This window comes from Wenxinia saemankumensis, from assembly GCF_900141735.1.
Taxonomy (GTDB): domain Bacteria; phylum Pseudomonadota; class Alphaproteobacteria; order Rhodobacterales; family Rhodobacteraceae; genus Wenxinia; species Wenxinia saemankumensis.
Genome location: NZ_FQYO01000009.1, coordinates 1 through 19610, shown reverse-complemented (window position 1 = coordinate 19610; position 19610 = coordinate 1). Strand labels below are relative to the sequence as shown.

Genomic DNA, 19610 nt, shown 5'->3' with positions numbered 1-19610 from the left:
GGACTACCCCATGTCCCGACGACTCATCGACCTGTCCGTCGCCCTCGAGGCCGACATCGCTTCGGACCCGCCGGCCATGCTCCCGCAGATCGAGTATTTCGACCACAAGGCCACGGCCGGGCAGATGGCGGGCTACTTTCCGGGGCTGCGTCCCGACCAGCTTCCCGGCGGCGAGGGCTGGGCGGTCGAGAAGCTTACGATCTGGACCCATAACGGCACGCATCTCGACGCGCCCTACCATCACCATTCGACCATGAGCGGCGGCGCCCGGGCCATCACCATCGACGAGGTGCCGCTGGACTGGTGCCTGGCGCCAGGGGTGAAGCTGGATTTCCGCCACCTGCCCGACGGGCATGTCGTGACCCCGGACGAGATCGACGCGGAACTGGACCGCATCGGCCATACACTGCACGAGCGGGACATCGTCCTTGTCAACACCTCCGCCGGAGAGGCCTACGGTCGGCCCGATTACCTCGGCAAGGGCTGCGGCATGGGTCGGGACGCAACGCTGCATCTGCTGAACCAGGGCGTGCGCGTCACCGGCACCGACGCCTGGAGCTGGGACGCCCCGTTCTCGATCACTGCCGGGCGTTTTGCCGAAGAAGGGGATCCGTCGATCATCTGGGAGGGCCACCGCGCCTCGATGGTGATCGGCTACTGCCACATCGAGAAGCTGGCCAACCTCGCCGAGCTGCCATCGACCGGATTCACGGTCTCCTGCTTCCCGTTCAAGATCAAGGGCGCCTCCGCAGGCTTCGTCCGCGCCGTCGCCATCCTGGAGGACTGAGACATGCCCAAGACCATCATCACCTGCGCCATCACAGGCGCGATCCACACGCCGACGATGTCGGATGCCCTGCCGGTCAACTCCGACATGATCGCCGAGCAGGCCATTGCCGCCGCCAGGGCCGGTGCCGCGATCCTGCATCTGCATGCGCGCCACCCGGAAACCGGCGCACCCTCGATCGATCCGGCCCACTTCATGGAATTTCTGCCGCGAATCCGGGCGGAGACCGACGCCATCGTCAACATCTCCACCGGCGGCAGCCTCACGGCAACCATCGACGAACGGCTCGCCCCGGCCTACGCCGCTTCGCCCGAGATGTGCTCGATGAACATGGGCTCGCTCAACTTCGCGATCCACCCGCTTGCGGACCGGATGTCGGACTACAAGCACGACTGGGAAGAAGTTTACATCCGCGGCTCCGAGAACAACATCTTCCGCAACACCTTCGGCGACATCGCCCAGGTGGCCGCGAAGCTTGCCCCCCACGACGTGAAGTTCGAGCACGAATGCTACGACGTGGGGCACCTCTACAACCTTAAGTTCTGCCTTGACCGGGGCATGTTCAAGGCGCCGATCTTCCTGCAGTTCGTCATGGGCATCCTGGGCGGCATCGCGGCCGAGGTGGACAACCTCGTCTTCATGAAGCGCACCGCCGACCGTCTCTTCGGAAACAGCTACCAGTGGTCAGTCATCGGCGCCGGCGCCCAGCAGATGAAGATGGCTGCGCTCGCCGCGCAGATGGGCGGGCATTGCAGGGTCGGCCTTGAGGATTCGATCTTCATCGAGCGCGGCGTGCCCGCGACGTCGAACGCGCAGCAGGTCGAGAAGATCGTGCGCATCCTGCGCGAGCAGGGCAACGAGCCCGCGACCCCGGACGAGGCCCGAGACATGCTCGGCCTCAAGGGCGCGGACAAGGTCGCCTTCTGATGAGCTTTCCCACCACCCCGCAGGAGGTCGCCTTCAGCTGCGTCGGGACCGCCACCGGCAAGATGCGCAACGAGCTCGATGTGAGCATGACGAGCCCCATGGAGGAGCACTTCACGCTTGCCAGCGACGAGGGACCTTTCCACGGCGGCGACGCAACCGCCCCGCCCCCGCTGGCGCTGTTCGTTGGAGGTCTGACGGGCTGCATCATGACCCAGATGCGCGCCTTCGCGAAGCGCCTCAAGGTGGACGTCACCGACCTTCGGGTCGAGACGCGGGTCGTGTGGACCTGGACCCCGACGGGACGCACCTACGAGACCGCGCCGAAGAGCTTCGAGATCGACATCCTGCTCGACAGCAGTTCCACCCGTGAAGATCAGCTGGCCCTGATCGCGGCGGCGAAGAAGGGCTGTTTTCTCGAACAGACGCTGGGCCGCATGAACACGATCCGGCATCGTCTCCGGGACGGAAACGACTGGATCGATGCGGATGACTGCTGAGAAGACTGGCATCCCCCGCCCTTCCTCGACGTCTACGTTCGAGCCCGAACTCAGCTCGAGGGGTAGCGGGGATTTCAGCGCCGTTAGGGGACGATGCCGCGCACGGGCGGAACGGCCCGCTCGATTGACCAGCCCATCCCGCCTCGATGCGGGCATCGCGTGCAGCGCATTCGGGGTTCGAGGCTGACGAGCGTCAGGTGATCGGGAAACCGCGACAGCAAAACATGTGGTGCGACCGCGAAGCGATGGCCGCAGGCCGGGCAGGACATGCGCACGACATCGGCGGCTGTCAGATCCCGGATGCGGATCTGGAAGCGTAGTCCGAGGATTCGCGGCTCGTAGGGCATCGACTCGGAACATATACGGAACGTCCAGACTGTCAGCTTGCGCGTCGCGTCCGGCTAGGAGACCATCATTGAGACAGCCCCGGCATCGGCCGAGGTCACCGCCATGCCCGGCTGCTATCTCGAGGACGTTGTTGGAGATCGGTCATCTGGTGGGTAAGCTTGGGGCATGGAGCTATCTGACCTAGTCGAGCCGCATATCAGCGGAGCTGATATTCGTGGGTTCCTCGCGATCTCGGACAGTTGGGCGCTGTCAGAGGGACAACGGGCATCCTGCCTCGGGGCGCCTTCGGAAAAGGTCTATCGTGCATGGACGGCAGCGGCGCTGCCCCTCGCTGAGATCGTTCTGCCTCGGGAGGTCCTTCTCAGGATCTCCGCGATGCTCGGCATCCACGCCGCCCTTCAGGTGATGTTCTCCCCGGGCGCCGAGGCGAGGGACTGGCTTCGCCACGGTCGGATCAGTGGCGGCGAAAGACGGCGCGCCCCACTGGACTGCATCACCGGGGGCGATCTCGACGACATGATGCTCGTAAGGAGACATCTCGAAGCCTGGTGCGCCGGTCATGTCGGCGCTGCCGGACCGGCCGGAGCCTATGAAGCGGTCACCGAGGAGATGATCGACTTCCGTTGAGGAACGGTGCCCCTCGGCGCGGCGCTCCGGTCGATGGCACCGATCATGAACCCGGCGATGCCAGCGCGAGCACCCGGGCGATGACGCCCAACTCCAGCGGGCCGTCGCGATCGCGATCCGCCCGGATCAGATCGACGGACAACACCTTGATCCCGCGCTCACGCAGGACTGCCTCCATTCGTTCAAGGACTTCCTCCCCCGACATACTGGACAGGTCAACGTTCACGACTTCGGTCGGCCAACCGATTTTATCCCAGTGCCGTTCGACCGCAGCAATGAGATCGCGCAGGTCACTTTCGGTCTTGGCAGAGAGATCCCCGAGGCCGGGAGTGTCGTGATCGGAACTCATGCTCATCCATCCGCGGTTTTTCGGCAGACGCCGGATCGGTCGGCCCTCGACAGGATTTTTCTGCGCCATGACCCGGGGCGGAGCCGAAGCCCCACCCCGGCGCGCAGGACCACCTCGACGGGGCCGCATGGGCTCCGGCGGAGGTTTACCGCCGGATCAACCGCCTAACCGCCTGGGCAATCGCAGGCCTGCCCCAGCGGCTCTCGGTTACGGGCTGCGATCACCCGCCTGCGCGGGTCGACGGATACCATCCGCCCGGATGTAGAAGCAATTCGGTGGGGAGAACCCCGCGTAGACCTATTCCGGTATCGTTGAGGCTTCCCCACATCGATGAATCCCTGCTGATCAGAGGTTGCTACGTTGAATTGCAGGGCAGAGCACACGCGGTGAAGGCACGCGGCCCCCCCATGCGCGACCGGTCACACCCCGTTGATCAGGATGTCCAGCGCACGCTTCAGAGTGTCCCGATTCTCCGACAGCGATTCAACTCGCCTCCGCAACTCCGTTTCGGGAACGGCAGCCAGCTCCTGCACCCGGGCGATCCACATCGTCCCGCTGATTTCGTTAGCCGGTGTCAGGCCGGGAAAGGCCGGATAGCGTCCATCATCGCGCAGTGGCGCAACCACGCGCGAGCGATGATGCCGATCAGGTGGGTCTGCAGGTCCACAACCAGCTACCCGCTTTCGAGCCGATACAGTTTTTCTACGGTAGCCGCTACCTGAACTAAAAGCTGCGATAGGCTGTGAGCGGCAGGCCCTCGCGCGCGATCTCATCGCAATATGCGTCGATCGACGACCGGTTCTCAGCCCGCCACAGGCGGTTGCGTTCGGTCCTCGCAGCAGCGACAATCGCGGCCTCCGAAAGGCGCGACATATCGGGGCCCTGTGACCGCGCCGTCGCGGCCACGTCGGTGTCGAGTGTCAGACTGACTTTGATGCGGGGCATGGCAGGCTCCCGAGAGCTTGAGGCGTATCACCTGTCTTTAAAGTGGGGCAAGATCCTGCCGGACCGTGCGGCGACGATCCAAGATCTGAGGGCGGAGCGTTAACCTGCGTATTTGTCGGAGATCCAGACTGGCGGCGGATCCTAGGTCAGACGGAAGCCTCTCCAGAGCCAGCGTCTGCAGAAACCACCGGCGATCAAGACCTCGCCGACGACCCGCCCGTTCATCAGATTTCAGCCGCCCACCTCCCGGTCGTAGCTCATCCCGCCCTCTGGCGTGCAACGGATGGTGGCGCCGGACACAAGCCTGCGAATTTCAACCATGGCGCGCGCCGAAGGCCGCGCCGACCTTGGCGCAGTGGAGATCAGCGATCCAAACCAGATTCAGGACAACGACAATCGTGTCGCCGTCGGGAGCTTTGGTTAGCCGAGAACACGATGGCGATGAGTGAAGCGACCCGTCCTCCGCGGCGGTGAATTATTCCTCCGTCTACAGACCTCATCAGGCCGAGGGCCGTCGGCAAGACCTCTAATTATTGGGCGCTCAAAGGCCGAAAAAGCTTAAAAATTGAATTTTTAGCATAACTAAAAAAATCTTCTTGACTCGGGGCGCTGCTCTGCAACAGACTTTTAGTCATGGTAAAAAACCCAGTCGCTTCCGCTCATTTGGAACTTGGCTCTGCTTTGCGGAACCGGCGCAAGCAGCTAAAGATGTCGATGCAGACGGTGGCCGATAAGGCTGGGCTTTCCGTGGGATTCATCAGCCAGGTGGAACGGGGACTGACCTCGCCCTCGCTGTCCTCCCTCGTCGGCATCGCAGAGGTGCTGAAGGCGCCTATCTCGGACTTTTTGGACCAGCCGGAAGCGGTCGGCACGACCCGAGGCAACCATCGCGAGACCTATTTCGTCGATCCCGCCGGGCCGAACTACGAGCGCATCTCGTCCAAGTTTCCCGGGATGCAGCTCTACTCCGTGATCGTTCACGAGCCTCCCGGCTTCAGGGCCGAACCGATCAGCCACCGAGGGGAGGAGATGTTCTTCATCCTCGCTGGCGAGGTCACAGTCGAGATCGAGGGCACGGTCGAGATCCTGCTCACCGGCGATTCGATCCATTTCGACAGCACCCGGGTCCATTCGACCTGGAACCACACGACCGAGCCGACCTCGATCCTCTGGATCGGCACGATGGACATCTTCGGGGACGCGCCGTCCCCAATCCATAACGGCACCCCGATCAACGGGGGCCACACCCACCTTCCAACAGGAGATACGAGAGAATGAGACAGACCCCCCTTCTAGCCGCCGCGCTCGGCGCGGCCACCGCGCTGACCTCCCCGGCCTTCGCTCAGACGGTCCTGCGACTCGACGAGGTCGCCGTGGGCGAGCTCGACCCCGCCAAGGCGTCCGACTACGCCGACTCCATCCTCATGTTTAACGTCTACGACACTCTGGTCCTGCCCACGCAAGGCGCGCCGGGCCACGACCCGCACCTCGCGACCAGCTGGGAAGTCGATGGAAGCAGCTACACCTTCACGCTCCGAGACGACGTCACCTTCCAGTCCGGCAACCCGTTCACCGCCGCCGACGTAGTGTATTCGCTCGAGCGGATGCAGGCGCTGGGTCAGGGGCTGTCCTACCTTTTCGGCGGCGTCACGGCTGAGGCAGTTGACGACACCACGGTCCGCTTCGACCTTGGCGAGCCCTACGCACCCTTCATCGCCTCCCTCGTCCGGCTGCCAATCGTCGACTCGGCACTGATTGAGGCTAACGCTACTGCAGATGACGAATGGGGCGAGAGCTTCCTCTCTGCCCACGGCGCAGGCAGCGGCGCCTACACGGTGACGTCGCACAACCCGCAGGAAGAAACCGTGATGGCGGTCAATTCCGATTACTTCCTGCCGATCGACGAGGCCGCCCCCGACGAGGTTCGCCTCCGCTACGGGCTCGAGGGCGCGACGGTGCGGACGCTTCTCGCTCAGGGGGAGCACGACATCGCCAGCCAGTGGCTGCCGCCTGAAGTCATCCGGGCGCTGGCTGAGGACGGCGCGCAGCTGCTGACCGAAAGCGGCACTGGCGCCTTCTACATCAAGCTGAACACGGCACGGGCACCGCTCGATGACGTGGACTGCCGGCTCGCGCTCGCCAGCGCCTTCGACTACGCGACCGCGCTGCAGATGGTGGCGATCACGGACGACGTCGCCGCGGGCTCGGCCTCCACGGGCGCGATCCCGGTGGGCATGTTCGGCGCGAATCCGGCCGAGGACGTGCTGACCCGCGACCTCGATGCGGCCCGAGCCTATCTGGCCGACTGCCCGACGCCGCCGGCGGACTGGAACCTCGAGATCAGCTGGATCGCCGAGGTCCCGCTCGAGGAACGCTTCGCCCTGCTGATGCAAGCCAACTTTGCCGAGCTGGGTATTTCCTCCAGCATCGAGACACTGCCCTGGGCGCTCTTCACCGAGCGCGTCGCCAGCCCCGAAAACACCCCGCATATCAGCCAGATCTTTGCCAATGCAGTCACCGGAGATCCGGATACGCTTCTCTACAGCATGTATCACTCCTCCGTGCCGGGCACCTGGCAGTCGCCTGAATACTTGGATGACCCTGAGGTCGACGCGGCCCTCGAGGCAGGCCGCCGAGGACCGTCCGAGGCAGAACGCGATACCGCCTACAGCGCGCTGAACGCCCGGCTTATGGACCTTGCGCCCACGATCTACGCCTACGACCGGCAGTCGGTATTCGCCGCCTCGAACCGCGTGTCGGTCCCGGCCCTGAGCGATCCGGCCAAGGCCTTCGGGATGGACGGGATGGGCTTCACGTTCCGCCTGATGGAAATGACTGAGGAGTAATCCTCCCCGGCCCTTCTTGTCCGGCCCTCTGCTTCACTGGGGCCGGACATACCCCCTGCCCTTTCCCGGGAAAGCCCTGCCATGTCCCCCGTAATCCGCATCCTCGCGCGGCGGTTCGGCATCTCCCTGATCGTTCTTGTCGGAGTGTCGATGCTGATCTTCGCCATCGCCCGGATTATTCCAGGTGACCCGGCACGCATCGCCCTCGGCCCCAACGCGACCGCAGAGCAGGTCGCCGCAATCCGGGCCGAGATGCACCTCGACGAGGGCATCCTCGCGCAATACGGCTACTTCGTCCGCGACGTGCTCCGAGGCGATCTGGGCACCTCGCTCTACACCAACCGGCCCGTCACCTTCGACATACGACAGTTCCTGCCCGCCACGCTGGAACTTGTGATCCTCGCGGGCATCCTGATGGTCGGCATCGGGCTGCCGCTGGGCATCCTTGCCGCCCGTTACCGGGGCCGCTGGCCCGACCACCTGATCCGGGTGCTGACCCTGCTGACTGTCTCCGCCCCCAGCTTCGTCTGGGCGGTGATCCTGATGCTGATCTTCGCCTTCTACCTGCCGCTCTTCCCTGTCGCGGGACGACTGTCCGACAGCTACGATATAACGCGCGTCACCGGCTTTCTGACCGTCGACACGATCCTCGCGGGGAACTGGGGCGCCTTCGTCGACGCGCTGCACCACCTGATCCTGCCCTCCGTCGCCCTGGCGCTGTCGGGCATCGGGCAGGCCGCCCGGCTGACCCGCGCCAACATGGTGGAGACCTACGACAAGCCCTATATCGAGATGGCCCAGGCCTACGGCTTCTTTCCATCGCGGATCGCGCGCAGCTACGCCTTCAAGCCCTCGCTCATTCCGTCGCTCACCATCATCGGCCTCGATTTCGCGGCGATGCTCGGCAACGCCTTCCTGGTGGAGGCGGTGTTCGCCTGGCCGGGCCTCAGCCGCTACGGCGTGGCCGTCATCCTGCGCAAGGACCTGAACGCGATCATGGGGACCGTCCTCGTCATCGCGCTCACCTTCATCGTGGTGAACATCGTCGTCGACCTGCTCATCGCCTTCCTCAATCCGCGCATCCGCCATTCGACCCGGGGGGCCGCATCGTGATCCGGTCCCTGCGCATCATCTCCGCCTCGCCGCTGTCGCTGATCGGACTGATCCTCGTGGCGGTGATCGTGCTGGCCGCGATCTTCGCGCCGCTGCTTGCCCCCTTTCCGACACATAACGGGTCGGTGGTCGACTTCGCCTTCGCCAATCAGGCACCCTCGGCGCGGAACTGGTTCGGCACCGACCTCGTGGGCCGCGACATCTTCAGCCGCATCCTTTACGCCTACCGGATCAGTCTGGTCCTCGGCGTCGTCGTGCTGGCCATCGCCGTCCCCATCGGAACGCTGGTCGGCCTCTTCGCGGGCTACATGGGCGGCTGGACCGAGGCCGTGCTGATGCGGATCGTGGACGTATTCCTGTCCATTCCGCCGCTGGTCCTCGCCATCGCCGTCCTGGGCGTGCTGGAACCCACGCTCACCAACGCGATGATCGCCGTGACCGTGATGTGGTGGCCCTGGTATGCGCGCCTCGTCTACGCCATCGCGCGCTCCGAGCGGGAGGAGGGCTACGTCCTCGCCGCCGAGGTCATCGGCGCGCCGACGCGCCATATAGCCCTTCGCGAGATCCTGCCGAACTGCTGGCCCGCGATCATCACCAAGATGACCCTCGACATGGGTTTCGTGATCATCATCGCCTCGTCCCTCAGCTTCCTGGGGCTCGGCGTCCAGCCCCCGACGCCGGATCTCGGCTCGATGGTGGCCGAGGGCGCGCGCTACCTGCCCGACAGCTGGTGGATGACGGTGTTCCCCGGGCTCGCGATCCTCGCCGCGGTCTTCGGCTTCAATCTGCTGGGGGATGGACTGCGTGAGGTGCTGGGGGTGCAGGAATGACCGCGCTTCTCGATATCCGGGACCTCCGGCTCGGCTTCCGGACGCTCGCCGGACAGATCGACGTGCTGCACGGCATCGACCTCGCCATCCGGGCGGGCGAGCAGGTCGCCCTGGTGGGAGAGAGCGGGTCCGGCAAATCCGTCACCGCCCGCATCATCCTGGGCCTCCTGCAGGAGACCAGGAGTGCCCGCGTCTCGGGGCGGGTCGGCTTCGACGGGCGGGACGTGATGATGATGTCGCCGAAGGAGCGCGCGGCGCTTCGCGGGATCGAGATGTCGATGATCTTCCAGGATCCGACCTCCTCGCTGAATCCGACCTTCACGATCGAGCGCCAGTTCGCCGAAGTGATGCGTCGCCCCGACCGCAAGCTGACCCGGGCGGCATGCCGCGAGCGCGCCGCACGGATGCTGGACGAGGTCTCGATCCCCGATACCGGCCGGGTGCTGGACGCCTATCCGTTCCAGCTCTCGGGCGGCATGAACCAGCGGGTGATGATCGCCATGGCTTTGGCGAACAATCCCAAACTCCTGCTCGCGGACGAGCCAGGCACCGCCCTCGATGTGTCGGTCCAGGCGCAGACCCTCGACCTGATGCGCGACCTCGTTACGCGGCACGGCACCTCGGTCCTGTTCATCTCGCACAACATGGGCGTCGTGCGCGAGTTCGCTGACCGCATCTACGTCATCTATCGTGGCCGTATCGTCGAGGAGGGGCCGACTCCGGCGGTCTTCGCCGATCCCGGTCACGCGTATACGAGGGCGCTGCTGAAAGCGGTTCCCCGGATCACCGGACGGGGCCTGCCCGACGTGCCGGAAGTCAGCGACGACTTTTTCGACCCCATGGTCCGGCACGGAGGCACGTCATGACCCTTCTGCGTGTGAGCGACCTGTCGCGGACCTTCCAGACGGCCAATGGGCCGGTCCACGCCGTGCGCAATGTGTCCTTTGATGTCCAGCGCGGCGAATGCCTGGCCGTCGTCGGCGAGAGCGGGTCGGGCAAGACGACCCTCGCCAACATGATCCTCGGCATCCTCACGTCTTCATCCGGCGACATCGCCTTCAAGGGAACGCCCCTGCCCGCGAAGCGGACTCCCGCCCAACGCCGAGCTATCCAGTTCGTGCAGCAAAACCCGCTCTCTTCGCTGAATCCGAAGCGAAGCGTTGGCGCCTCGGTCCGGTTGGGGCTGGACACCTACGGCATCGGCGACCGCGCCGACCGCACGCGCCGGGTCGAGGCCGCGCTCGAAAGCGTCGGCCTGCCCGGCGACATGCGACGCCGAGCGCCCGCGGCCCTGTCCGGCGGCCAGCGCCAGCGGGTCGGCATCGCCCGCGCGCTGGTGTGCGAACCCGAACTGCTGGTCCTCGACGAGCCGACCTCGGCACTCGACGTGCTGGTTCAGGCGCGGGTGCTGCGGCTCCTGAACGACCTGAGGCGGGATCGGGGACTGACCTACATCTTTATCACCCACGACCTCGCCGTGGTGCGCAATGTGGCCGACCGGGTCGCCGTCTTCCGGGCGGGCGAACTGGTCGAGATCGGCAGCACCGAGGCGATTTTCTCGTCCCCGGACCACGCCTATACGCGCCGCCTGATCGGCGCCATGCCCGTGGTGGACGACACCGAACTCGACCTCAGAAACCGTCTCGCGGAGGGGACATGACCGATTTCACGCAGGCCGTCGCGCGCCGAGGCCAACCCGAAGCCGCCTTCGAGGCGCTTGCCGCCCTCGTGCAGGAGACCGTTGGCGCGAAGCTCTTCACCACCACCGTGGTCATGCGCGAGCGCGGCGTGGTGCGGCGGAACTTCTCGACGATGCCCGATGCCTATCCCGTCTCGGGAGAGAAGCCGCTGACCAAGGACCGCTGGGCGGACCAGGTCGAGGGGCGGCACGAAACCTTCGTGGCCAACTCGATCGAGGAGATCGCCGCGGTCTTTCCCGATCACGAGCTGATCCGGTCCCTGGGCTGCGAAAGCTGCATGAACGTCCCCATCGTGATCGACGGCACCGTCGTCGGCACCCTGAACTGCCTGCACGAGGCCGGCCATTACACGCGCGAGCACGTCGCACGGGCCGAGACGCTGAAGCTGCCCGGCGCGGTGACCTTCCTGATGCACCGGATCTCCGAGAAAGGAGCCTGACATGAGCCAGACCACCCGCCGCGTGGCCACCGATGTGGGTGGCACCTTCACCGACCTCGTCGCCTTCGAGACCCGGCCCGACGGCACGATGGAGATCGTGACGGCCAAGTCCGACACCACGCCGCCCGATTTCGAGACCGGCGTCCTGAACGTCCTGAGGAAGGGCGGGATCGAGCCGTCCGAGGTCGGCTTCATGGCGCACGGCACCACCGTCGTCATCAACGCCCTGACCGAGCGCAAGGGCGTGAAGGTCGGGCTGATCACGACGGAAGGGTTCCGGGACGTCCTCGAGATCGCCCGCGGGAACCGGCCGGACTTCTTCAACCTCCACTACATCAAGCCGGCCCCCTTCGTGTCCCGGGACCTGCGCGCCGAGGTGCCCGGCCGGATGACCTACAAGGGCGAGGAACGGGCGCCGCTCGACCTCTCCGGCGTCGGCAGCATCCTCGACGGTTTCCGCGCCGAGGGAGTGGAGGCCGTGGCGATCTGCCTACTGCATGCCTACGCCAATACCGCCCACGAGGAAGCGCTGCTGGCCGAGGTCCGCCGCCTCTGGCCCGAGATTTCGGTCGTGGCCTCGCACCAGATCACGCGGGAGTGGCGCGAATACGAACGCACCAATTCCACCGTCCTGTCGGCCTACGTCCAGCCCGTCGCGGCCCGCTACCTGGGCAAGCTCGATGCCGGGCTCAAGGACCAGGGCCTGCCCCGCAGCCCGTATATCATGCAGTCCAATTGCGGGGTCGACAGCCTGGAGGCGACGTCCGCCGTCCCGATCAACATGGTGGAGAGCGGACCGGCGAGCGGGTTCTGGGGTGCCGCGGAATTAGGCAAGCTGATCGGCGAGCCCAACGTCCTGGCCCTCGATATCGGCGGCACGACGGCGAAGTGCTCGCTGATCGAGGACGGCGAGGTCCGCATCATGACGGACTACTGGATCGAGCGGACATCGAAGTCCGCTGGCTACCCGATCATGGTCCCGGTCGTGGACCTGGTCGAGATCGGCAATGGCGGCGGCTCGATCGCCTGGGTGGATGATTTCGGTAAGCTGCATGTCGGCCCCCAGTCGGCCGGCGCCCTGCCCGGCCCAGCCGCCTACGGCAAGGGCGGCACCGAGGCCACGACGACGGATGCTAATCTCTGGCTGGGCCGGATCAACCGGGACTATTTTTGCGGCGGCGAGATCGACGCCGACATGGCCGCCGCCGAGAGCGCGCTGAAGGCGGTCGGAGACCGGTTGGGCGTGAGCGTCGACGAGGCGGCGCAGGGCATCGTGCGGATCGCCAACAACAACATGGTGAACGCGCTGAAGCTCGTCAGCCTCAATCGCGGCCACGACACGCGGGATTTCACCCTTGTGGCCTTCGGCGGCGGCGGCGCGATGCATGCGGTCGCCCTGGGACAGGAGCTTCAGGTCCGGAAGGTCGTCGTTCCGGCCGCGGCCGCGGTCTTTTCGGCCTTCGGCATGATGATGTCGGACCTGCGCCGGGATGCGTTCGTCACGCAACTCGTCGACTTGACGGACGGCGCGGGCGACATCATCGAGGCGATCTTCGCCGAAGCCGAAGGCAAGGCGCGCGCCACCTTCGAGACCGAGGGCGTCGATCCCGGCAAGGTCACCTTCCTGCGCTACGGCAAGTTCCGCTACCAGAACCAGGAACATACGACCGAAGTGGCGCTGTCCGGTCCTGTGACCGACGCCGCGCTCGAGGGCATCGCCGCCGACTTCCATGACGCCTACGAACGGGAATACACCTACAGACTCGACGCGCCGGTGGAGATGGTCGGCATCCACCTTGTGGCCCGGGCCGAGGTGGGCAAGTTGCAGATGCAGCCCGCCGAGATCGGCCCCGCGGATGCCACGCCCGCCCACAAGGGCCGACGCCACGTCGATTACGCGACCGAGGGCCGCCACGAGGCGGACATCTACGACGGCACCCTTCTCGCCCCTGGCATGGCCTTCGACGGACCGGCCATCGTCGAGGATCCCGGCACGACCATCGTGATCCACCCAGGCAACCGGGTCGAGCTCGATGCCTATCGCAACATCCACATCCATCTGGGCGGAGGCCGGGCATGACAACCACCGATCCGATCACGCTGGAGATCATCCAAAACTCGCTGCAGGCCGCGGCCGACGAGATGTTCGCGGCGATGCGCAAGACGGCCATGTCGTCGATCATCTACGAGGTGCTGGACATGGGCACCGGGATCACCGACGCCGAGGGGCGCATCGCCTCGTCCGGCGCGGGGATCCCCGCCTTCATCGGGGTCTTGGACAAGTCGGTCCAATTCATTTTGAGCAAGCACGAGACGATCCACCCCGGCGACGTCTTCATCACCAACGATCCTTGGCATGGCGGCGTGACGCACCTGAACGACCTGGTGCTGGCCATGCCTGTCTTCTCGGGCGACCGGCTGATCGCCTGGACGGCCAACATCGCCCACAATTCGGACGTGGGCGGCATGGCGCCGGGATCGCTGTCCGGCGAGGCGACGGAGATCTTCCAGGAGGGCCTGCGCCTTCCGGCCGTCCGCATCATCCGCGAGGGCGAGACCGATCAGGCCGTGATGGACATCCTCACGGCCAACAGCCGGATGCCCGATTTCCTCAAGGGCGATGTCTGGGCCGCCATCGCCGCTGTCCGGGTGGGCGAGCGGCGGCTGCGCGGCCTCGCCGATCGCTACGGGGTGGAGACGTTCCTCCACGCCATGGATCACTTCATGGATTTCGGCGAGAGCGCCGCCCGGGCCGAGCTGGCGAAGCTGCCACATGGCAGCTACGAGCTGTCGGAGGAACAGGACGACGGGCGCGTCTACACCGTCAAGATCACGATCTCGGACGATGAGTTCCTCGTCGACCTGCGCGACAACCCCGATCAGGACAAGGGCCCCACCAATACCAGCCGCGACGGCACGATGATCTGCGCGCAGATGGTCTTCAAGTCGCTCACCGATCCCGACACACCCGCGAACGAGGGGTCGTTCCGCCCGCTCAAGGTGCTGACCCGCGAGGGCTCGGTCTTTCACGCGCGCGAGCCGTCGGCGATCGGGTTCTATTTCGAGACCGAGGTCCGGGTCTACGACCTGATCTGGCGCTGCCTTGCGCCGCATATTCCGGAACGCCTGCCCGCCGGACATTTCAGCTCCATCTGCGGGACGTTCATCGGCGGCATCCACCCCGATACCGGGCGGCAATACACCATCGTCGAGCCGCAGATCGGCGGCTGGGGCGCCTGGGACGGACAGGACGGCAATCCCTGCATCTTCTCAGGCTTCCACGGCGAGACCTACAACACTCCCGCCGAAATCAGCGAGGCCCGGAACGGGCTGTTCGTCGACCGCATGGCCCTGAACACCGCGCCGGGCGGCGAGGGACAGTTCAACGGGGGGCGCGGCCTCGTGCTGGAATACCGCATCCGGACGGAGAACGGCTTCCTGACGGCCGGCTATACCCGCTCCAAGGTCAAGCCCTGGTCGCTGGAAGGCGGCGAGGAAGGCTCAGGCAACCATGTCGAGGTCATCAAGGCCGATGGCAGCGAAGCGACCTACAGCTTCGTCACGGGGCTGCCCTTGACGACCGATGACGTGGTGCGCGTGGTGACCTCAAGTGGCGCGGGCTACGGCGACCCGAAGAAACGCGATCCCGACGCGGTGCGGCAGGACATCCGTCAGGGCTTCATCACGGCCGAACGGGCCCGCGACATCCACGGCAAGGCGGAGTGACGACGATGACCACCACACGTATCCCCGAGCTGCAAGCGAAGATGGCCGAGACGGAGACCGACCTCGTCGTCCTCGCCCCCGGCGCGCACATGGTCTGGGCGCTGGACGTCCGGCCCCATGCCGACGAACGCCCCTGCCTGGCCTTCGTGTCGCAGAACGGCGCGGTGTTCCTCATGCCCGCCCTGGAGGCGGAAAGCGCCCGCGCCCAGACCGATCTACCCTTCCATACCTGGTCCGACGACGAGGGGCCGGGCGCCGCCCTGACGAACCTGCTGACGGCGCTCGGCGCGGCGCAGGCCCGCACCCTGATCCTCGACGAGACTATGCGCGCCGATCACGCGGCTCTCGTCACCGACGCCCTGCCGGCTGCGGCGCGCCGGTTCACCGAGGATACGGTCGGCGCCCTTCGGATGCGAAAGGACAGTGCGGCGGTGGCGACCTTGCGGCGCAATGCAGCCATCGCTGATGCCGCGATGCAGGCCGCCTGGGCCGCCATGCGGCCCGGGCTGACGGAGACCGAGGTGGCGGATGTGATCCGCGGTCATTTCGCGGCGGCCGGGGCAAAGCCCCTCTTCTCCATCGTGGGGGCCGGGCCGAACGGGGCCTATCCGCATCATCATACCGGCGAGACGGTGCTGAAGGCCGGAGACGCCGTGGTGATGGACCTGGGCGGCGGCATCGACGGCTATTCCTCGGACATCACTCGGATGGCGCTGATCGGCGACGCCCCTGACGGCTACGACGAGGTGCATGCCGTTGTCGAGGCCGCCGTGCAGGCCGCCCTCGCCGCGGCTCGCCCCGGGGTGAAGGCGCGCGAGGTGGACGCCGCCGCCCGCTCCGTCATCGCGGACGCCGGGTATGGGGCTTATTTCGTCCATCGCACCGGGCATGGCCTCGGCACCGAGGTGCATGAGCCGCCCTACATCACCGCCAGTTCCGACACCGTCCTGGACGAGGGCATGGTCTTCTCCATCGAGCCGGGCATCTATCTGCCCGGCCGATTCGGCATCCGGCTCGAGGACATCGTGGTGCTGCGGGCGGACGGGCCCGAGATCCTCTCGGCCCTGCCCCGGGATGCGGTGCGGATCGATGTCTGATCCCTTCACGCTCTCGGTGGTGCAGTCCGCGCTGGACAGCGCGGCGGAGGAGATGTTCGAGGTCCTGCGCAAGACCGCCATGAGCCCCATCATCTACGAGGTGCTCGACGTCGGCACCGGGGTCACCGATGCCGGCGGGGCGCTCGTCAGCTCGGGCGCCGGCATCCCGTCCTTCGTCGGTGTTCTCGACAAGTCGGTGAAGGCGATCGTGGCCCGCGAGGACGGACGCATCGCGGAGGGCGACGTCTTCGTCACCAACGACCCCAACGGCGGCGGCGTCACGCATCTGAACGACGTGGTCGTGGCCGAACCGGTCTTCCATGAGGGCACGCTCGTCGCCTGGGTCGCCTCCATCGCGCATTGGGGCGATATCGGGGGCAGCACGCCCGGGTCGATGGCCACCGACGTGACATCGCTCGTCGCCGAGGGATTGCGGCTGCCGATCCTGCGGCTCTTCGAGGGCGGGACGCGGAACGAGGCCGTCGCCGACATCATCCGGGCGAATTCGAGGCTGCCCGAGTTCGTCACCGGCGATCTTTGGGCCCAAGTGTCCGCCGGGCGGCGGGCGGCGCGGCTGATCCGGGGGATCTGCGGGCGCTACGGAACCGGAATGCTGGAGAGCGCGATCCGCGATGCGCGGGAGACCGGGCGGGCACGGGCGCTCCAGGGCCTCGCCGCGATGCCCCGAGGCACCTACCGGGCGTCGCAGCCGCAGGACGACGGCACGACATGGCACGCGTCGATTAAGGTGACCGAGGACCGGTTCATCGTCGACCTGACCGAGGCGCCCGACCAGACGCCCGGGCCCTACAATACCAGCCGCGACGGCGCGCTCGTCGCCTGCCAGATCCTCTTCAAGGCCCTGACGGATCCCGAACGGTTCGCCAATGCCGGGTCGTTCGAGCCCCTGGAGGTCCGGACCCGTCCCGGCTCGATCTTCGATCCCACGCCCGACGCGGCACAGGGATACTATTTCGAGACGAGGATCCGGCTGATCGACATGCTCTGGCGGGGTCTGGCCGAGACGGCAGGCCTGAACCTGCCGGCAGGCAGCTTCGCCACAATCTACGGGTTGGTGATTGCGGGCCGGCATCCCGATACCGGGCGGGCCTTCTCCATGGTCGAGCCTCAGCTTGGCGGCTGGGGCGCGACGCCGGATCGGGACGGCAATTCGGCGATGTTCTCAACTAACCACGGCGACACCTTCAACTGCCCCGTCGAAGTGGCGGAGGCTCGCTACGGCCTCGAGATCGTGGCGCGGGAATTGGGTGAGGCGGCCAAGGAGGCCGGAGAGCGAAGCGGCGGCCGCGGCTTGCGCACCCGGTATCGCCTTCGGTCTGACGCCGTGGTTTCGGTAGGTTTTTCTCATGGCGTCGTGCCCGCATGGCCTCTTCCCGGCGCGCGAGAGGGTGGCACGAACGCTCTGCGGCTTACACGAGGCGGCCAAACCGAGAACCAACCTTGCTATGTCAGCCGTTTGGAGCTGAGAAAGTCCGACGAGTTGGAGGTCTTGACAGCCAGAGGCGGAAACGCACCGGAAAACGGAAAGCGCTAGGCTTTTTTGAGGGATATCCTACCCAAATACCACGTGGACTACTACGCTGTCGACTATGCCGCGGCAGCGCACTACGGCTTCGGTCGGCCAGCCGATTTCATCCCAGTGCCGTTCGACCGCAGCAACCAGATCGCGCAGGTCACTCTCGGTCTTGGCAGAGAGATCCCTGAGGCCGGGAGTGTCGTGATCGGAACTCATGCTCATCCATCCGCGGTTTTCGGAAGACGCCGGAGCGCCCGGCCTTCAACAGGATGTCTCTGCGCCGTGGACCCGGGGCGGAGCCGAAGCCCCACCCCGGCGCGCAGGACCACCTCGACGGGGCCGCATGGGCTCCGGCGGAGGTTTACCGCCGGATCAACCGCCTAACCGCCTTGGCAATCGCAGGCCTGCCCCAGCGGCTCTCGGTTACGGGCTGCGATCACCCGCCTGCGCGGGGCGATGGATATCATCCCGCCGGATCGCGCGATAGCTAGGATGTGGCTGAGGTGGTTATAGACAAATTTGGGAGTCTGTCTGCAACGCCCCGGGGCTCGTGCAGCTTGCACCCCCTCGAAGAAACGCGGATCGGCAACGCAGATCGGCAATTTCAGGTTATGGCTGCGCCTTATCTTCTGGCCCGGCTAAGCGATCGGCATGGAACAGGATCGGCAATCTCAGCGCCAGCGACCACAGAAGCCCCGGGGATCAGCACCTCGCCTATGTCCCGCCCGTCCGGCAGGTGGCAGAGGCCAACCGCCCGATCCTAGCTCATTCGGCCTTCGAGGGTGCGGCGCATGGTGGCACCTGACACGAGTCCCGCAGATCTCGGCCGTGGCGCGCTCGCCGGCGGCTAAGCGGTTTCGACGCTGCTTAGGTTCACGATCCGGATCGGGATCAGCCCCACGAGGATCAAGTCGCCATCCTGGAAATGGGTGACCTGGCTGCCCAGCACACTTTCCGGCGCCGGGCACCGTGCGAACGACCCCGCGCCGTTCCAGGCGTCGCCGCCATTGCGGACGCGCACTGGGGCCCCCGCGGTCCTCATCCCCGGCCGTCTTCCCCTCTATCGCGAGACCGAGGAGAGCCCTTTGAGAACGAAGACAGCGCCGCGCGGGCCGAGCTTGTTGCGACGGCCGCGGCGGATATGTTTGAGGGAGCGAGTGGTCATGCTTCCGGAAACTCGCATCGGTGTGTTGTGAAAGGGAGCCTGTGCCGACACAGGGAGCGGATCGACGTTGCAGTTGAACGTGAGCGAGGCAAGGGCCCGGCTTTCGGAACTCATGGCGGCCGCGGAGCGGGGGGAGGAGGCTGTCATCGCACGCCGTGGCAATCCCGTGGTGCGTCTGATCCCGGTGAAATCATCTTCAGGGGTTCGCCTGGGGGCTCTCAAGGGGATCGTGCCATCTGAAAGCATTCCGGATTTCCTCGCGCCGATGAGTGCGGAAACCAGGAAGAGTTGGGGCGCCTGACGAAAGAACGGGACCACCCCGGACGCCAAGCACGAGAAAAGGATACGTCGAACATGTGGCGACCTTGGATCTCGAAACGTCCAGCCTGAGCGAGCACTGCCGCCGGATCGGGGTCGGCCTGAATGTCCGCCTATCAGACCACGAAGAAGATCATCGTCATCACCGCGCCCACGGCGACGATGCCCGCCCGCAGCAGGTCGGTGCGCACGATCCGCCGGGACAGCCGGGCTCCGAGATAGCCGCCCGCCGTGGTGGCGATGGCAAGGACGAGCGCCGCGTCCCTGGAGTGCCCCCCGTTTCACCGGACAGCCTGGCTGGGGTTGAGCGCTGATCTGAACTCGACAGGCGAGCGCATGGCCAGCGCGGAATGTGGATG

At 66.1% G+C, this 19610-nt stretch carries 19 protein-coding genes; 16 read left to right on the top strand and 3 right to left on the bottom strand.

The features are described from left to right. The first annotated feature begins 10 nt into the window (after positions 1-10). From BUE30_RS16975 to BUE30_RS16960, 4 genes are all read left to right on the top strand, one after another. Positions 11-787, top strand: coding sequence for a cyclase family protein (locus BUE30_RS16975; RefSeq protein WP_073334310.1), 777 nt, complete (start codon positions 11-13; stop codon positions 785-787). Positions 788-790: 3 nt separating this feature from the next. Next, a complete protein-coding gene (kce, locus tag BUE30_RS16970) occupies positions 791-1714 on the top strand; it encodes a 3,5-dioxohexanoate:acetyl-CoA acetone transferase (RefSeq protein WP_073334308.1) in 924 nt (307 codons plus the stop codon). Beyond that, positions 1714-2211, top strand: coding sequence for an OsmC family protein (locus BUE30_RS16965; protein WP_073334306.1), 498 nt, complete (start codon positions 1714-1716; stop codon positions 2209-2211). Before kce ends, BUE30_RS16965 begins: the two co-directional genes overlap by 1 nt. Positions 2212-2934: 723 nt before the next feature. Further along, positions 2935-3186, top strand: a complete 252-nt coding sequence (locus BUE30_RS16960) for a hypothetical protein (RefSeq protein WP_073334304.1) — start codon at positions 2935-2937, stop codon at positions 3184-3186. A 43-nt stretch (positions 3187-3229) separates the two neighbouring features. Here BUE30_RS16960 and BUE30_RS16955 read toward each other — a convergent pair whose 3' ends face one another. From BUE30_RS16955 to BUE30_RS16945, 3 genes are all read right to left on the bottom strand, one after another. Continuing rightward, entirely contained in the window at positions 3230-3535 is a 306-nt protein-coding gene (locus BUE30_RS16955) for a four-carbon acid sugar kinase family protein (protein WP_139300613.1), read from the bottom strand. Between the two features lie 419 nt (positions 3536-3954). Further along, positions 3955-4308, bottom strand: a complete 354-nt coding sequence (locus BUE30_RS16950; protein ID WP_244526403.1) for a CcdB family protein — start codon at positions 4306-4308, stop codon at positions 3955-3957. Beyond that, the gene (locus BUE30_RS16945; RefSeq protein WP_073334301.1) at positions 4259-4480 is read right to left on the bottom strand and encodes a type II toxin-antitoxin system CcdA family antitoxin; all 222 of its coding nucleotides are present in this window, start codon (positions 4478-4480) and stop codon (positions 4259-4261) included. The genes BUE30_RS16950 and BUE30_RS16945 overlap by 50 nt, the downstream gene beginning before the upstream one ends. A gap of 633 nt (positions 4481-5113) precedes the next feature. Between BUE30_RS16945 and BUE30_RS16940 the strand changes: the two genes are divergently transcribed. The 12 genes from BUE30_RS16940 to BUE30_RS16880 all read left to right on the top strand — a co-directional run bounded on the left by BUE30_RS16940 (position 5114) and on the right by BUE30_RS16880 (position 19234). Next, a complete protein-coding gene (locus tag BUE30_RS16940) occupies positions 5114-5758 on the top strand; it encodes a helix-turn-helix domain-containing protein (RefSeq protein WP_083601464.1) in 645 nt (214 codons plus the stop codon). Beyond that, the gene (locus tag BUE30_RS16935; protein ID WP_073334297.1) at positions 5755-7326 is read left to right on the top strand and encodes an ABC transporter substrate-binding protein; all 1572 of its coding nucleotides are present in this window, start codon (positions 5755-5757) and stop codon (positions 7324-7326) included. The genes BUE30_RS16940 and BUE30_RS16935 overlap by 4 nt, the downstream gene beginning before the upstream one ends. Positions 7327-7407: 81 nt before the next feature. Then, complete coding sequence (locus BUE30_RS16930; RefSeq protein ID WP_073334295.1) at positions 7408-8439, top strand: ABC transporter permease; 1032 nt, start codon at positions 7408-7410, stop codon at positions 8437-8439. Continuing rightward, positions 8436-9269 carry an ABC transporter permease gene (locus tag BUE30_RS16925; RefSeq protein WP_073334293.1) on the top strand — a complete coding sequence of 278 codons (834 nt, stop codon included), beginning with the start codon at positions 8436-8438 and terminating at the stop codon, positions 9267-9269. Before BUE30_RS16930 ends, BUE30_RS16925 begins: the two co-directional genes overlap by 4 nt. Further along, positions 9266-10135: an ABC transporter ATP-binding protein gene (locus tag BUE30_RS16920; protein ID WP_073334291.1), complete on the top strand. Its 870-nt coding sequence runs from the start codon at positions 9266-9268 to the stop codon at positions 10133-10135. Before BUE30_RS16925 ends, BUE30_RS16920 begins: the two co-directional genes overlap by 4 nt. After that, on the top strand, positions 10132-10929 hold the full coding sequence (locus BUE30_RS16915) for an ABC transporter ATP-binding protein (RefSeq protein WP_073334289.1): 798 nt from the start codon (positions 10132-10134) through the stop codon (positions 10927-10929). The genes BUE30_RS16920 and BUE30_RS16915 overlap by 4 nt, the downstream gene beginning before the upstream one ends. After that, a complete protein-coding gene (locus BUE30_RS16910) occupies positions 10926-11408 on the top strand; it encodes a GAF domain-containing protein (protein WP_073334287.1) in 483 nt (160 codons plus the stop codon). Before BUE30_RS16915 ends, BUE30_RS16910 begins: the two co-directional genes overlap by 4 nt. 1 nt (position 11409) lies before the next feature. After that, complete coding sequence (locus BUE30_RS16905; protein ID WP_073334285.1) at positions 11410-13488, top strand: hydantoinase/oxoprolinase family protein; 2079 nt, start codon at positions 11410-11412, stop codon at positions 13486-13488. Then, the gene (locus tag BUE30_RS16900) at positions 13485-15134 is read left to right on the top strand and encodes a hydantoinase B/oxoprolinase family protein (protein WP_073334283.1); all 1650 of its coding nucleotides are present in this window, start codon (positions 13485-13487) and stop codon (positions 15132-15134) included. The genes BUE30_RS16905 and BUE30_RS16900 overlap by 4 nt, the downstream gene beginning before the upstream one ends. A 5-nt stretch (positions 15135-15139) precedes the next feature. Continuing rightward, positions 15140-16231: a M24 family metallopeptidase gene (locus BUE30_RS16895; protein WP_073334281.1), complete on the top strand. Its 1092-nt coding sequence runs from the start codon at positions 15140-15142 to the stop codon at positions 16229-16231. Continuing rightward, positions 16224-17786, top strand: a complete 1563-nt coding sequence (locus tag BUE30_RS16890; protein WP_073334279.1) for a hydantoinase B/oxoprolinase family protein — start codon at positions 16224-16226, stop codon at positions 17784-17786. Before BUE30_RS16895 ends, BUE30_RS16890 begins: the two co-directional genes overlap by 8 nt. Positions 17787-19000: 1214 nt before the next feature. Further along, positions 19001-19234: a type II toxin-antitoxin system Phd/YefM family antitoxin gene (locus BUE30_RS16880; protein WP_073334273.1), complete on the top strand. Its 234-nt coding sequence runs from the start codon at positions 19001-19003 to the stop codon at positions 19232-19234. The last annotated feature ends 376 nt before the right edge of the window (positions 19235-19610 follow it).

Bases quoted from the DNA above. Each gene is read 5' to 3' on its own strand.
- BUE30_RS16975 (WP_073334310.1), top strand. From the start codon at position 11: ATGTCCCGACGACTCATCGACCTGTCCGTCGCCCTCGAGGCCGACATC.
- kce (WP_073334308.1), top strand. From the start codon at position 791: ATGCCCAAGACCATCATCACCTGCGCCATCACAGGCGCGATCCACACG.
- BUE30_RS16965 (WP_073334306.1), top strand. From the start codon at position 1,714: ATGAGCTTTCCCACCACCCCGCAGGAGGTCGCCTTCAGCTGCGTCGGG.
- BUE30_RS16960 (WP_073334304.1), top strand. From the start codon at position 2,935: ATGCTCGGCATCCACGCCGCCCTTCAGGTGATGTTCTCCCCGGGCGCC.
- BUE30_RS16955 (WP_139300613.1), bottom strand. From the start codon at position 3,535: ATGAGTTCCGATCACGACACTCCCGGCCTCGGGGATCTCTCTGCCAAG.
- BUE30_RS16950 (WP_244526403.1), bottom strand. From the start codon at position 4,308: ATGAGATCGCGCGCGAGGGCCTGCCGCTCACAGCCTATCGCAGCTTTT.
- BUE30_RS16945 (WP_073334301.1), bottom strand. From the start codon at position 4,480: ATGCCCCGCATCAAAGTCAGTCTGACACTCGACACCGACGTGGCCGCG.
- BUE30_RS16940 (WP_083601464.1), top strand. From the start codon at position 5,114: ATGGTAAAAAACCCAGTCGCTTCCGCTCATTTGGAACTTGGCTCTGCT.
- BUE30_RS16935 (WP_073334297.1), top strand. From the start codon at position 5,755: ATGAGACAGACCCCCCTTCTAGCCGCCGCGCTCGGCGCGGCCACCGCG.
- BUE30_RS16930 (WP_073334295.1), top strand. From the start codon at position 7,408: ATGTCCCCCGTAATCCGCATCCTCGCGCGGCGGTTCGGCATCTCCCTG.
- BUE30_RS16920 (WP_073334291.1), top strand. From the start codon at position 9,266: ATGACCGCGCTTCTCGATATCCGGGACCTCCGGCTCGGCTTCCGGACG.
- BUE30_RS16915 (WP_073334289.1), top strand. From the start codon at position 10,132: ATGACCCTTCTGCGTGTGAGCGACCTGTCGCGGACCTTCCAGACGGCC.
- BUE30_RS16910 (WP_073334287.1), top strand. From the start codon at position 10,926: ATGACCGATTTCACGCAGGCCGTCGCGCGCCGAGGCCAACCCGAAGCC.
- BUE30_RS16905 (WP_073334285.1), top strand. From the start codon at position 11,410: ATGAGCCAGACCACCCGCCGCGTGGCCACCGATGTGGGTGGCACCTTC.
- BUE30_RS16900 (WP_073334283.1), top strand. From the start codon at position 13,485: ATGACAACCACCGATCCGATCACGCTGGAGATCATCCAAAACTCGCTG.
- BUE30_RS16895 (WP_073334281.1), top strand. From the start codon at position 15,140: ATGACCACCACACGTATCCCCGAGCTGCAAGCGAAGATGGCCGAGACG.
- BUE30_RS16890 (WP_073334279.1), top strand. From the start codon at position 16,224: ATGTCTGATCCCTTCACGCTCTCGGTGGTGCAGTCCGCGCTGGACAGC.